The 13,975-nt window shown below is 39.7% G+C and carries 11 protein-coding genes, 1 tRNA gene and 2 riboswitches; of the genes, 4 read left to right on the top strand and 8 right to left on the bottom strand.

Features of this window, described 5'->3' with window-relative positions; translation table 11 throughout:
* Positions 1-12: 12 nt before the first annotated feature.
* On the top strand, positions 13-1,653 hold the full coding sequence (locus tag FFJ24_RS03880) for a TldD/PmbA family protein (RefSeq protein WP_138822740.1): 1,641 nt from the start codon (positions 13-15) through the stop codon (positions 1,651-1,653).
* A 246-nt stretch (positions 1,654-1,899) separates the two neighbouring features.
* On the opposite strand, the gene FFJ24_RS03875 is transcribed toward FFJ24_RS03880, so the two are convergent.
* From FFJ24_RS03875 to FFJ24_RS03850, 6 genes are all read right to left on the bottom strand, one after another.
* Positions 1,900-2,763: a DUF4397 domain-containing protein gene (locus tag FFJ24_RS03875; RefSeq protein WP_168202378.1), complete on the bottom strand. Its 864-nt coding sequence runs from the start codon at positions 2,761-2,763 to the stop codon at positions 1,900-1,902.
* Between the two features lie 10 nt (positions 2,764-2,773).
* The gene (locus FFJ24_RS03870) at positions 2,774-5,539 is read right to left on the bottom strand and encodes a TonB-dependent receptor (protein WP_138822736.1); all 2,766 of its coding nucleotides are present in this window, start codon (positions 5,537-5,539) and stop codon (positions 2,774-2,776) included.
* 110 nt (positions 5,540-5,649) lie between these two features.
* The gene (locus FFJ24_RS03865; RefSeq protein ID WP_138822734.1) at positions 5,650-6,606 is read right to left on the bottom strand and encodes a cytochrome-c peroxidase; all 957 of its coding nucleotides are present in this window, start codon (positions 6,604-6,606) and stop codon (positions 5,650-5,652) included.
* Positions 6,607-6,881: 275 nt separating this feature from the next.
* Positions 6,882-7,523: a YceI family protein gene (locus FFJ24_RS03860; protein WP_138822732.1), complete on the bottom strand. Its 642-nt coding sequence runs from the start codon at positions 7,521-7,523 to the stop codon at positions 6,882-6,884.
* A 32-nt stretch (positions 7,524-7,555) separates the two neighbouring features.
* Complete coding sequence (locus tag FFJ24_RS03855; RefSeq protein WP_210419453.1) at positions 7,556-8,875, bottom strand: peroxiredoxin; 1,320 nt, start codon at positions 8,873-8,875, stop codon at positions 7,556-7,558.
* 77 nt (positions 8,876-8,952) lie between these two features.
* Entirely contained in the window at positions 8,953-10,254 is a 1,302-nt protein-coding gene (locus FFJ24_RS03850) for a peroxiredoxin (protein ID WP_210419452.1), read from the bottom strand.
* A gap of 161 nt (positions 10,255-10,415) precedes the next feature.
* Positions 10,416-10,513, bottom strand: a riboswitch (SAM riboswitch).
* 1,322 nt (positions 10,514-11,835) lie between these two features.
* On the opposite strand from FFJ24_RS03850, the gene FFJ24_RS03845 reads away from it, so the two are divergent.
* The 3 genes from FFJ24_RS03845 (at position 11,836) to FFJ24_RS03835 (ending at position 12,894) form a co-directional block, all read left to right on the top strand.
* Positions 11,836-11,906, top strand: a tRNA-Cys gene (locus FFJ24_RS03845).
* A gap of 7 nt (positions 11,907-11,913) precedes the next feature.
* Positions 11,914-12,013, top strand: a riboswitch (SAM riboswitch).
* 79 nt (positions 12,014-12,092) lie between these two features.
* Entirely contained in the window at positions 12,093-12,275 is a 183-nt protein-coding gene (locus tag FFJ24_RS03840; protein ID WP_138822730.1) for a hypothetical protein, read from the top strand.
* 37 nt (positions 12,276-12,312) lie between these two features.
* Positions 12,313-12,894 (top strand): DUF4833 domain-containing protein, encoded by a 582-nt coding sequence (locus tag FFJ24_RS03835; protein WP_138822728.1) that lies wholly within the window; start codon positions 12,313-12,315, stop codon positions 12,892-12,894.
* Between the two features lie 190 nt (positions 12,895-13,084).
* Here the strand turns inward: FFJ24_RS03835 and FFJ24_RS03830 are convergent, their stop codons facing one another.
* The gene (locus tag FFJ24_RS03830) at positions 13,085-13,360 is read right to left on the bottom strand and encodes a hypothetical protein (RefSeq protein WP_138822726.1); all 276 of its coding nucleotides are present in this window, start codon (positions 13,358-13,360) and stop codon (positions 13,085-13,087) included.
* Positions 13,361-13,450: 90 nt separating this feature from the next.
* Positions 13,451-13,918, bottom strand: a complete 468-nt coding sequence (locus FFJ24_RS03825) for a ribosomal protein L7/L12 (protein ID WP_138822724.1) — start codon at positions 13,916-13,918, stop codon at positions 13,451-13,453.
* Positions 13,919-13,975 lie beyond the last annotated feature (57 nt).

Here is a 13,975-nt window from a genome sequence, read left to right as displayed (position 1 = left end):
AAACATTTAAAATTGAGAAGAAGAGATTTCCTATACATGACAGGTGTTGGCCTCGGTGCCAGCATGGTGCCCAATATGCCTGCCTTTGGCAAAATTATCTCTGTTGAAGAATCTTTAACCCCTGTTGATCTTGCTCTAAAGAAAAAAATGGCCGATATTGCCCTTAACGCCGCAAAAAGCAAAGGTGCAACTTATGCCGATGTGCGTATAGGCCGGTACCTGAACCAGGTTGTAGCAACCAGGGAAACACGGGTAGAAAACATCTCCAATTCCGAATCTTACGGTTTGGGTGTACGCGTAATTGCCAACGGGAGCTGGGGCTTTGCTGCCACCAATAATATGGATGATGCCAGTATTGCCAAAGCCGCAGAGGCTGCCGTAGCCATTGCTAAAGGAAATGCCAAATTGATGGAAGAACCTGTTCAGCTGGCTCCGCAAAAGGGTTTTGGAGAGGTAAGCTGGAAAACACCGATCGAAATTAATACCTTTGAGGTACCCATTGCCGACAAAGTTGACCTGCTTTTAAAGGTAAATAGTGAGGCCATGAAGGGCGGTGCAAAATACATCAGTTCCAATTTGTTTATGATCAATGAGCAGAAATATTTTGCATCAACCGATGGTTCTTATATCGATCAGGATATCCACAGGATATGGCCAACCTTTACCCTAACTAAAACGGATGCGGGCAGTGGTAAGTTCGAAACCAGAAATGCCTTAAGTGCACCAATGGGGATGGGCTTTGAATACCTGAAACCAAAAGACGAAGAAAAAATTAAAGGTGGTCCGGTTACGATGTACAAAAAGCGCTACGATATTCTGGAAGATGTCAGTGAAGCCGCGGTACATGTTGATGAAAAACTAAAAGCCAAACCTGCTGCCCCTGGTAAATACGACCTGGTTTTAGATCCTTCACACCTGTTTTTAACCATACATGAATCGGTTGGTCATCCTACAGAACTCGACCGTGTTTTGGGTTATGAAGCCAATTATGCAGGAACCAGTTTCTTAACGCTGGATAAATGGGAAAGCAAAAAATTCAATTTCGGGAGTAAAGAAGTAAACATTATTGCAGATAAACTGGAAACAGGTTCTTTAGGTGCCGTAGGTTATGATGATGAAGGCGTAAAATGTGGCCAATGGGATATTATTAAAGATGGGATTTTGGTGAATTATCAGACCATCCGCGATCAGGCACATATCTTAGGCTTAAAAGAATCACAGGGTTGTTGCTATGCAGATAGCTGGGACAGTATTCAGTTCCAAAGGATGCCAAACGTTTCATTAGCCCCTGGAAATGCAGCCCTGAGTGCTGCCGATATGGTTAAAAATGTAGAGAAAGGGATCTATATGTTTGGACGTAACTCTTATTCTATCGATCAACAGCGTTATAATTTCCAGTTCAGCGCACAGTTGGCCTATGAAATTAAGGATGGCAAAATTGTAGGCATGTTTAAAGATGCTGCCTATCAAGCCAATACACAAGAATTCTGGAACTCCTGTGTGCAACGCTGCGATAAAAGCGACTACAGGTTGGGCGGGACATTTTCGGATGGAAAAGGTCAGCCAGGGCAAGCAAGTGCCGTTTCACACGGAAGTGCTACTACCCGTTTTAACGGAGTTAATGTGATTAATACGGGAAGGAAATTGGGTTAACTTGATTAATTTTTACAACTTTTCTCAACGCGATCGTCATGCTGAATTTATTTCAGCATCTTTTATGCAAAATAGACCCTGAAATGAATTCAGGGTGACGACGCTAAATAAAGAATAACAAAGGGGCATTCTATCCAGACATGCCACTTTTTCTAACCAAATATAAACCTGTTAAGAACCAGGAGTTTCTTTATCCACCTTTTTCTATCAGTCGGTGTCTCACCGATCGTTTTTTTTAATATGATGTTAATTGTGCGTAATTATTGTAGCTGTAATACCAGGCGCTCCCTCTACTGTACCGTTAATATAAACCGTATAAATTTTCCCGGCTTCGAAAGTAGCGGCATTTAAAGCAGTGTTTGTTAAAGGAATAACTGCCTTAGTTGTATTATCTTTAATAACTAGACTTAGGTTTGTACCCGCTTCTACTTCCTTAAAGGGTCCGAGGGTTTTCCACGTTAAACCTTCAATAACAGCAGGCGCTTTTCCAGAGGTATAAGGAATGATGGTTTGGTTACCAAAATTGCCATAAGCCACACCAGTAAATATTTCCGTACCTGAGGCATAAGTAAGATCAACTTTTGGTACATCCGGTGAAAAATTGGCAAACCTGACTTTGGCTTTACCTGTTGCAGGAAGCGTAAGATCATCATAAACGAGGATCAAACTATCAATATTTCCAGGATTTAAGGTACTGGTTAATCTTTTCTTCACCGAGAACAAACTGTGGGCAAAATCTGCAATAGGTCCATTCGGACCAGCAAACGAGGCGGAATTGGTTTCCTGCACAAAATTTGCACTGCCGCCGAAAATATAGGAGGCCTTGTACGAAGCTTCCGTTCCTTCGGTGAGGTTGAATTGTACCTTTCCGAACTGGGTATCGAGATAACCAGAAGCCGTATTCCGTTGAAGTGCGGTTGCGGTAACTTTTCGGGTAAAATCCCAGAAATTAACCGCTACGGTTGATTGCCGCGCATTGATAAACTTCACCTTAGCACTTAAAGCGGGTCGATCACCTGCATTTATATCGAGGTAATCCGTTTTTTTGCAGGAAGTAAACAAAGTAGTGATCAGTGCAAAAAATAATATTTGAAATTTATAAATTCTCATCTGTTTCATTTTATTTAAAAGTGGCCGAAAGCCTGATAAATGGTTGTAAACCTGTGCTCGTACCTGATTGTGCAGCACTTGGTGAATTGGTTCTGGTAATGTTGCTTCCGGGTGCAGGAATAGAATAATCGCCAAGCACATTGAACAGATTATTTACACCAACCGTTGCCTGCAAAACAGGGGTAATCCTGTATCCTGCTGAGATATCGGTAATCCAGATCGGACTATAGGTCTGATAATAATAATCTGGTTTAGGAAAGTTTGCATTCAACTGGCTTACTGCCGATACTGAACCAAAATATACACTGCGCAATAAAAAATTAAACTTGTTGATATTGTAGGTTCCCTGAAGGGTTATTTTGGTTTTTGGAATGCTCCGCGTTACCCGAACCTCTTCGCTTTCATCAAAAATGATATAGCGATAAGCTTCTAGTCCTTTAGGTGTATTCACTTTAGTCAAAGTTGTTTTTTGCAGGTTTGCACCAGCCAGAAAAGCTACATTACCTCCATTCGGAAGCAAAAAGCGGTAACTTCCAGTAAATTCGATTCCCCTGGTTCTTGTGCTGAAAGAATTATAAAAGAACTTGGCCTGTACGGTACCGGTTTGCACAAATAATGCCCTTACATCAGCCGGGAGGTTAGTATCTGTTGCAGAAAAGCGTCCGGTATTACCTACCCGATCTTTGATATCCACCTGATAGGCATCAATGGTGATTTCAACATTCTGGATAGGTTGAGAAGTGATCCCAGCAGAGTAGCCTTTCGATTTTTCAGGCTGAAGTGATGGAATCCCCAAAGCTTTGGTAGCTGGATTTACATTGTTCGCCGTAACCTGATCGATTGCCACGCCATTTTGAAAGGTTGTAGACGTTTCGGTATAATAAAACTGTGCAAGATCTGGAGCTCTGAAACCTGTATTGAAACCACCGCGAACCGCTAACCATTTTGCAAAACCATATCGGGTTGCTGCCTTATAAGTAGTTACGCTACCAAAATCAGAATAATTTTCTACCCTTACCGCACCCGATAAGAGCCATTTATCGGTTACATTCAATTCGAGATCTGCATAAGCTGCCGAAATAGAACGTTTTACATTCACTTCGTTGGAAGGCCTGAAACCTGCATGGATCTGGGAACCTGGAGAAAGTCCGTTTAAAGGTGTACTTCCGGCAGCAACAAAATACGGGATTCCGCCTGTAGTATAGCCAATAGAGTAAATGGGGCTTAAATCTGCTTTTGAATAAGAACCCTCTTCTCCGGCAATAATCTGATAGGTTTCTACACGGTACTGACCGCCAAAAGCAACGTTTAATCCGTTAAGCACTTTATCGAATTTTCTGGAGAAGTCTAAACTTCCGCTATTCTGTGAAGCGTTATAACTGCCTGCATTAAAAGTCCGCGGTGTTTTTTGACCTAAACTGGCATTAAGTGTGTTGCTGATAATATTGTCAAAAGCATTTCTACCATACACATTCGAAACATCAAAATTCCATCCGCTTACCTTTCCTTTTACGCCTACGGCAAAAGATTGGTCGGTAATGATATTGTCCATTGCTGGCAAAAATCCATCCGGGTACACAAAAGTATTATTCCGTTCTGTCCATCCTGGTAGGCGGTAAACAGCCGTAAACTGAGAATTGCGGTGACTGATACCGCCAAATGAGTACACTTCAAAACCATCTTTCAACGGAATGGCTGCATTAAATGATAACAAACCATCTTTTGACTTATTTGTTGAGCCGCGCTGATCAAAAAAGTGGCGATCAATGCCCCGGCTGGCAATAATAGCATCATCAATTTCTTTGGTATAAATCTGATCGAAACCTCTAGTATTCGCTCCCCCACCGTAAGCCGGGCCAATGTATATTCCATCAGAATAATTTCCAGATGGAAGCGATACCGCCTGTGTAGCATATTCACCGGTAATATTAAGAAAGCCTTTTGCGCCCAACTTAAGACCAACATTGGCATTTGTTCTGGTGGTTAATCCGTCACCCCTCCGGCGGATACTTTCAATCGTACTTGCGGTAATTTCACCCGGATTGCTTTTTAATACTACATTAATTACACCTGCAATGGCATCTGATCCATATTGTGCCGCCGCACCATCTCTTAAAATCTCAATATGGTCTATTGCACCTACCGGAATGGCATTCAGATCGTATCCGGTAGCACCATTTCCCAAACCACCCCAACTGATGTTCGAACTTTTATGTCTTCTCTTACCATTTACCAAAACCAACACCTGATCTACCCCCAAACCTTTCAGCTGTACAGTAGAGGTAGCTGATGCCGCATCGCCACCACCGGAAACAGATGAGTGGAAAGATGGCGATACATACTGAAGCAATTGCGTTACACTGGCCTGTGGAGAGTTTTGTTGAAGTGTTTTTAAATCAATCACATCAACAGGAACAGGTGAATTCAGTTTTGTCCGGTTGGCATTCCGTGAGCCAACAATCTGCAGTTCACTCAAGGTATTGTCAGCCAGTTCGAGCGAAACGTTCAATTTCGGAAATGATCCAATTTCGATGGTAGCGGTTTTATAACCGATATAAGAAACCTCGATAAATCGCCCGTTCTTGGTAGAAATCTTAAATGCACCGTCTTTATCGGTAACGGTAGAACCATCCAATCCCTTAATCTTTACTGACACACCGGGCAATGGCGATTTGTCTTCTGCAGAAACAACCACCCCCGTGATAATTTTTTGCTGGGCAGATAATTTTGAATAAACTGTAGTTAACAGCAATATTAAAAGTAGTTTTATCTTCATTTTATTTATTTTGGAATAGACATGCCAATGGCCACCCACCTTATTCTTAGTGGAAAAAATGTGTTAAAAATTAAGTTTTAAAGGTTTTTGATTGGGCTATGCCTATTTAATCATTTTTGTTTGTGAAATCTATCATCGGTTAGCGACAGTAAAAAGGCTTCAATATCGTTTATTTCGGTTTCGCTCAATCCCAATGGTTTACTTAGGGAAAGGTCTCTGTTTTTGCCGTTTTTAATTACCGCATCGGGGTTATTGTAATATTGGATCACTTCTTTTAACGTTTTAAACATCCCGTTGTGCATGTATGGGGCCGTTAGGCCAACATTTCTTAAACCAGGAATTTTAAAATGACCTCTATGCTCAGGGTTGTGCGTTACCTCAAATCTACCCTGATCTTTTAGCTCTAATTCGTTAAATAAGCCAATTCCTTTAAAACGATCGGCGGTAAAATCTTCGCCAGAATGGCAATTGTTACAGTTGGCCTTTCCGATAAACAACATCCTGCCTCGCTTTGCATTTTCGGATATGGCTTTATCATCACCATTAATATACCGATCGTAAGGGCTGTTTGCGGTTTCTAATGTTCTTTCGAAAGAAGCAATAGCCAGTAGCAAATTCTTTTGTGTAGGCGGCGAATTAAAAATCTTCTGGAATAAGGCTGCATAATCCTTGTCTTTTTGCAAGCGATCAATGGCATCGGCAATGGGCAGGTTCATTTCTACCGGATTGATGATGGGCTGCAAGGCCTGATCTTCCAATGAAGTAGCTCTGCCATCCCAAAAGAGGCTTGGCCTGCCAGAAAGATTGGTTACTGATGGCGAATTACGCGTTCCTTTCGTTCCCCCTACGCCTAAACTTACTGCGCTAGTATCTGCAAAAGCAAACTCCGGTTTATGGCAGGAGGCGCAACTAATGCTTTTGTCTTTAGAAAGGATCGGATCAAAAAACAGTTTTTCACCTAAACGTTCCTTGCTGTTAATTACAGTGGGATCGTCTGCACCAAATCCGGCCATCACTATCACTAATGTGATAAGACTTAGGGGAATTATGAGTTTGCTTCTTTTCATTGGTTTATTGGGTAATATCGAATCGTCATGCTAAAGAGTGTCGTCATCTTGACCGGAGCATCGCGGAGTGGAGATCTATTTCAAATAATATTGACTGTCATTCTGAACGCAGTGAAGAATCCCTAGCCGATGAAACACGGAACCTAACGAAACACAGAAATCAATACATGTTCGATAAAAGATTCTTCGTTGCACTCAGAATGACAACCAGATTTAGCCAGCGGAAGGGAGAATAAACTTCCTCCCTTTCTCCGCTAACCTTAACAAGAGAGATTTTAATTATTCGCTACAAGCTGTACATTCAGCTCAAAATCATCGTAAATAGCTTTATCGCCCAGGCTTTCGAAAAAACTCTTAGACCTGAATTTGATATCATACCTGGTTCTATCGACCGTAATTTTTGCATTGGCAATTACTTTATTACCATCTTGTTTAACTGTTGCCGGAAAACTGATTTCATTCGTAATGCCTTTAATAGTGAGCTTTCCTTTAACATCATAAGTTCCTGCACCCGTACTTTGCACCGATGTGATGTTGAAAGTGGCTTTACCAAATTTTTCTACCGCAAAAAAATCGTCGCTTTTTAAGTGTCCCAATAGCTTTGCATTGGTTTCTTTATCGGTAAGATCGGTAACTGTAATGGTTTTGGTATCGAGTTCGAAACTACCGCCTTTTAGTACTTTATTATCTAAAGCCAGCGATCCGGAAGTTACATTGATGGTGCCTGAATGTTCTCCAGTTACCTTTTTAGCTAGCCAGGTGAGTTTGCTTTGTTCAGGGCTTACTTTATAGTTTACCAGTTTCGTTGATATGACTTCGGTAGCTACCTTTAGTTTAGGCTTAGGTCCGTTTAAAGCTGTGAAAGATGAAGCTACAACTGTGGTAGCAATAAGTGCAATCGTTTTATACTGTAACATGATATATATGGTATTTAATTTAGGTGGTTTAGCTATTTTCCATTGGATTGTGCCTCAAAATAGGCTGCTGAGGGTACTGGTTCTGCAATTAATTCATCCAGAACTTTATTGAATTTTTTCTCGTAATCATCGTAATATTTACCTGTAACGGTTCCGGTATAACCCGTATATATTTCGCGTACTTCTCCTTTTCTATCGATAATAATGGTGGTTGGATAAGCGATGAATTTGTTCAATGCCGGAAGTTTATCTGCAACCAATCTTTTATCGGCCAATCCGCCGAATAGGATATCGTATTTAATGTTGTACTTATCGCGAAGTTTACCAAGTGTATATTTCCCATATTCAAGATCATCTTTTTGCTCGAAACCAATAGCAATGGCTTCTACACCTCTTTTACTGTTCTTATTGAACCAGGGTGAAAGGAATACAGTTTGATCAGTACAGTTTGGGCACCAGGTACCCACCAGTTCTACAATTACAACCTTGCCTTTATATTTATCATCAGTTAATGAGACAGGCTTCCCATTCAGATCAGGAAAAGTAAAAGCAAGTTTTTTAACGCCTTCCTTTAAATGTGTTAGTTTATAAGGATCTGGCAATTCTGCCTGACTGTCTTTTACACCGGTAAACTTTAAGTTATCGTAAATGCCCTGGCTAATTTCGCCTGAAAGTGTGCCGTCTTCGTTAATGGTGCCCCTATAAATTTTAGGACTTGGTCCGCTAAAACCAGAAAGTACAAACTGATTTCCCTGTACGGTACCTTCCAGCTCACGGCTATCGCCAGTTACCTGCATAATTACACCAGTAAGTTTATTTCCTTCTTGTTTTAATATGGCAACTTTGTTTGGAACGGCTTCTTTGGAAAAACCCTTAAACTCCCATTTACCAGTTAAGTTGGCAACAGGCGCAACATCTTTTCCCGGCTCAACAAAACGATAAGATTTACCTTGCTCTGCAGTAAAGGGCAAAGCATTGCCCTGCAAACCCGGCACCAGGCTTCTATATTCACCAGATATCCGGCCATCGCTTTCTATTTTGGCCACCAAAGCTGCATCGTAAGTATTCATTTTGATAAAGAGTGAATCCTGCCCCAAATATTTGATGTGGAAATCGTCTCTCCGTGTGCCGTTTAGCAGTGTAAAGGTGGCATGCGCTGCATCTTTACCTTTCAGTTCGAAATTAAAAGGCACTTCTGTTTCGGCAACTTTAAAAACACCACGCCAAATTCCTTCTTTTATAAATTTTTTGGTCGTTTTTGGCTCTTCATTTACCTTATCTACAGCAAAGGCTGTTGTAGAAATGAGCGATACCAGAACCAGCGCCTGCATTTTAGCCATGTAGTTTTTCATATTATAAAGTTTTAAGTGTAGGTTAAAATATGGGATGCAATACGATGCAGCCCCATATTTAGTTTAGTTGGTTTGGTTTATTTACTTTTTAGTGTTTCTGCTGAAGCCAGTTTTTCGGGTACAGGTTCTGCGATCAGCTCGTCGAGCACTTTATTGAATTTGGTTTCGTAATCGTTAAAATATTTTCCAGTTACCGTTCCGGTGTAACCAGTATAAATTTCCCTTACATTGCCTTTTCTATCGATAATGATGGTTGTTGGAAAAGCAATGAATTTATTTAGCGCAGGTAGTTTTTCGGCCACTACTCTTTTATCGGCAATGCCACCAAACAGGATATCGTAAGTGATGCCATATTTCTCTTTCAGTTTGCCTAAAGTGTATTTGGCATATTCAAGATCATCTTTTTGCTCGAAACCAATTGCAATGGCTTCTACCCCGCGTTTTTGGTTCTTTTTAAACCATGGCGAAAGAAAAACAGTTTGATCGGTGCAGTTAGGACACCAGGTACCGATCGTCTCAATAATTACGACCTTACCTTTATATTTATCGTCGGTTAAGGAAACATTTTTTCCTGTTAAATCTGGAAAGGTAAAATCAAGTTTTTTATAACCTTCTTTAAGAAAAGTAAGTTTGTAAGGATCAGGAAGCTCGGCATTTTCGTTGCGCTGGCCATCAAATTTCAGGTTTTTATATATCCCAAAGCCCTGCTCTCCGGTAATGCTATTATCGTCATTTATTTTTCCTTTCACAATAAAAGGACTTGGTCCGGTAAAACCAGATAATTCAAATTCATCGCCCTGTACGGTGCCTTCCAGTTCCCTGGTATCGCCAACCACGGTCATAATTACTCCGGTAAGTTTATTTCCATTCTGCTTTAATAAAGCAATGGAGGCTGGTACGGCTTCTTTGGTGTAGGTTTTGATTTCCCACTTGCCAGAGATATTGTGTTTTGGAGCAATATCTTTTCCAGGTGCTACAAAGCGGTAATTTTTTCCATGCTCTGCCACAAAAGGAAGTGAATTACCCCTGAAACCAGGTACCAGGCTGCGGTATTCACCTGATAATGTTCCATCGGTTTCTATTTTTGCCACCAAAGCAGCATCGTAAGTATTCATTTTTACATAGATGGAATCGTCACCACGCCTCTCTACATGGAAATCATCACGTCTGGAACCATTAATTAAGGTTAAGATACCCGTTTGAGGGCTTTTACCTTTCAATTCGAAATTAAAGGGCACTTTTGATTCGCTTACACTAAACTCACCCCTCCAAATCCCTTCTTTTGGGAATGGTTTTGCCACCCTGGCAGATGCAATACCTCCCAATAACAGGACTGAGGTGGTTAAGCATGCAATTCTTGAGGAAATTTTCATTTTCATAATCATCATTATTAGTTAAACACTATCGTTTTAGAGTTTTTAATAACAAGGCATAATTTTTCCCACAGAAAACCATATAGCATGGATACAGGCTGTTTAAGCAACTGTTATGCTTTTAATGAAATCCCTAACAGGAAACGTGAGTTTACTTGTTATTGGTTAATTTATAATCTATTGCTAGATCAGTTTGAGCACTTTTTCCTATGGAAAGTTGCTAGAAGTTCAACGAGTACTGACTCTCCCTTCTTCTGTATAAATCAACTAATTAATGGTGGTGAATTAATTAGAGTAATAACCTAAACTAGTGGTGGTGATTAGTTAGGCGGTTCCTGATACCCCGGCAACTTATTGACTGAAATACATGACCACCATAATATTCTATCAAAAGGCCCCGGGGTACCAGGATTTTTAAATAAGAATATCTGAATGAAAACCTTTATCAGGTGATCCGTATCTTAGCTTATATTAGCGGCAACAGCAGTTATATTGATCTGAATAATTGATCAGAAAATATGGCCGAGGTTGTCTGCGGAGTTTCATATTGAACGTAAATTTGCTAGTGAACTATTATATTTTTTTGTAAAAGTATAAACTTTGATTAATTTAAACAAGTATTCCTATAGATTTTATAGACTTTATCTGTAAATAATTGATTTACAGATATATAATTTGCAATCATTAATTTAGGCAAGGCGTTTGTTATTCTGAATGCAGTGAAGAACCCGGAGGCTCTGCGAAGCAAATCTTTAATTATTAAGAATACTAAAGTCAACTGTAAGATCCGTCGTTGCACTCAGGATGACAAATTGCGAGCGATTGTGTTTTATTGTCAACCTGTCCCATCTTCCATTTTTTACCACAGAGGTCATAAAGAGAAAAACACGAAGAGCATGGAGCCTTTTCATTCCATCATTCATTTTACATTTTCCACCCTTTACCATAAAGGGCACTAAGGGAAGGCGCAAAGCTGCTATCATTCTGAACGCAGTGAAGAACCCAGAGGCTCTGCGAAGCAAATCTTTTATTTTAAAAAAAGTTAACAGCTAAAAGATCCTTAGTTGCACTCAGGATGACAAATTGCGAGCGATTGTGTTTTATTGTCAACCTGTCCCATCTTCCATTTTTTACCACAGAGGTCATAAAGAGAAAAACACGAAGAGCATGGAGCCTTTTCATTCCATCATTCATTTTACATTTTCCACCCTTTACTATAAAGGGCACTAATGGAAGGCGCAAAGCTGCTGTCATTCTGAACGCAGTGAAGAACCCAGAGGCTCTGCGAAGCAAATCTTTTATTTTAAAAAAAGTTAACAGCTAAAAGATCCTTAGTTGCACTCAGGATGACAAATTGAGAATGCGATCGTCATCCTGATCTGATAGTTATAGGATTTTTTCAGGATCTATCTACAATTTATTTCACATATAAACAACTAAAAATCAACAAATTAAATGATTAAAAAGGTTTTAATAATTACAAAATCCAAATTTAACTACTATTTCTATAGAATTCATAGTAATTAATTTATACTTTTGTTGAATCTTCTTCAAAATTGAATCTAAAGCTGTTTGAAAAGATCATATAGTCATGTGGCCGAGTGGTTAGGTAAAGGTCTGCAAAACCTAGTACGGCGGTTCGATTCCGTCCATGACGTCTAATACTACTTATCAAGAAAGACGTAGGGAATGGCCCTTTGATGTCTTAGAAACCTGTTGATTAACAAGGTGCTAATTCCTTTTGCAATGGCAGAGAAGATGAGTTTGAAAGCAGCCCCCTTTACTGTTTTCGGCGAATGATCAATGGCTATTCCTTCTAAAATTGGTAACCTAAAACTAATAATATGTCAGTTTATTTTGATTACCCATCCATCAGGGATTTTTTCGAGATCCACGGAAACACTTCCTGCGAAAAATTAGATGATTATGAACATTGTAAGGCTGAATCAGACCGGCTTTATGATGAACAACTAAAGGAAAGTGAAGAAGAAGCTCCAATAGAAAATCAACATAAAACAGACACCTGAGCTAAAGCAAAAGCTCTTTCATATATAAAAACCTAAAATGCATTCAATACCACCTACATTTTCAATACCGACTAAAAGCTTACTTTTTATCGTTTTAACATTTTTTCTTTTTGCAACACAAAGCCAGGCACAATCAAAAGACCCCTCCCCCATTAGTTTTCCTACGCCGAAAAATATAGATCACATGCTGTTTTACCTGCAACGCGATCCGAATACGAATACACTTATTTATGCGCTAAACCTGAAAGAAAATGGAACGCTTAAGACTGATAATCCCATTGAAGTATATTGGATCCGTTATGGAGAGAAAGGACAAAAGAAAGATCTTGGTTATATCCAGCGAAAATTTGCTTATGGCATTGATACCAAAAAACTGGCAACAGATAAATATGAATTCCGGTTTGTATCGCACAAAAAACTGCCTTTTTATTTACAGCGCTCCAGCGATAAAAGCTATCATGTTACGGTAATGATAAACAACCACCTGATCAGGGTTACAAGATTGTTTATCAGAATACAGGGCGGAAGTTTCTGGCTCCCAAACGTAAAATATGCAGAAGTTGAAGGGATTGATGAAGCATCGGGTAAACCGATTGTGGAACGGATAAATGTGAAATAAGCCTTTGACTCCGCTATCAATGACAGATTTAAAAAATCGCCGTCATTTCGACTGAAGCGCAGCGAAATGGAGAAATCTATGCTATTGGAAAATAGATTTCTCCGCTACGGTCGAAATGACGACTTTAAGATGAAGCATTGCTGCATGTTCGCCCGCAATGAAAATCTATTGCGAAAGCAAAACGACCTTACTATTTCGGCTCTTTTTTATTGTCTACCGCCGTACTAAATGTTTTATTAAACTCGCCTTTTATCCATTGTACTTTTCCAATGTCACGCATATCAGGTGCAATAATATAATTCCCGGTTTCACTATCAACGATAACCACCATACTCCCCGCATTTACTTCGGTGCGGTACCTTCCTCCGGTCTGATCCTGTGCATTTTTAAAGCTGATGACTGTGAACATTAAGCCAGCGCCCAAAAATCCCAACAAAAGGGATTTTGTGTCTAATGTGATTTTCATATTCTTAAGATTTATTTGTGTGTAAAATCAAGGTAAGAAATTTGAAGCTTACATTTTCATTCTATCAGAAATATTGCAATATGGGTAAGGTTAAAATTGAAACATCAGATATACCAATGCTGCTGCTATCAGTATACTAATCAATAGTTTGATCAAAATACTTTTATGCGAACTTGATTTATTTATTGAATGATCAGAAATGATATTTTTAATGTCCGTATCTCTGCTTCGCTGTGCAGTATTGCTACCTACTTTGTACTGCATCAGCTTTTCGACATAATCTTTGCTTTCGGCCAAACCTGCGCCTGTAGCATCTTTATAATGTTTAATGGCACTTAACTTATTGCCCTGACTTAAAATAACCCATATCTCCGCATTCAGATCTGCCGGATTGGTTACAGGTTGCTGTACTCCTTCTTCCAGAGCGTCTACATAATCTTTGGCTTCTTTTAAACCGCAGCCACTGTGATCTTTAACTACCTTAACAGCCGCTACCTTTTGGTTGCGTGAGATAAACAACAGCGCTTGTTGCTTTGCTTCGGGGCTAACATTAATCATAACTTTAAGCTAGCAAAATATGAACCAATTATGGAAATGCCTTGCTATATAAAGATT

The organism is Pedobacter sp. KBS0701 (assembly GCF_005938645.2).
In the GTDB taxonomy this organism is placed as follows: Bacteria; Bacteroidota; Bacteroidia; order Sphingobacteriales; family Sphingobacteriaceae; genus Pedobacter.
This window is presented reverse-complemented; position numbering and strand designations above follow the sequence as displayed.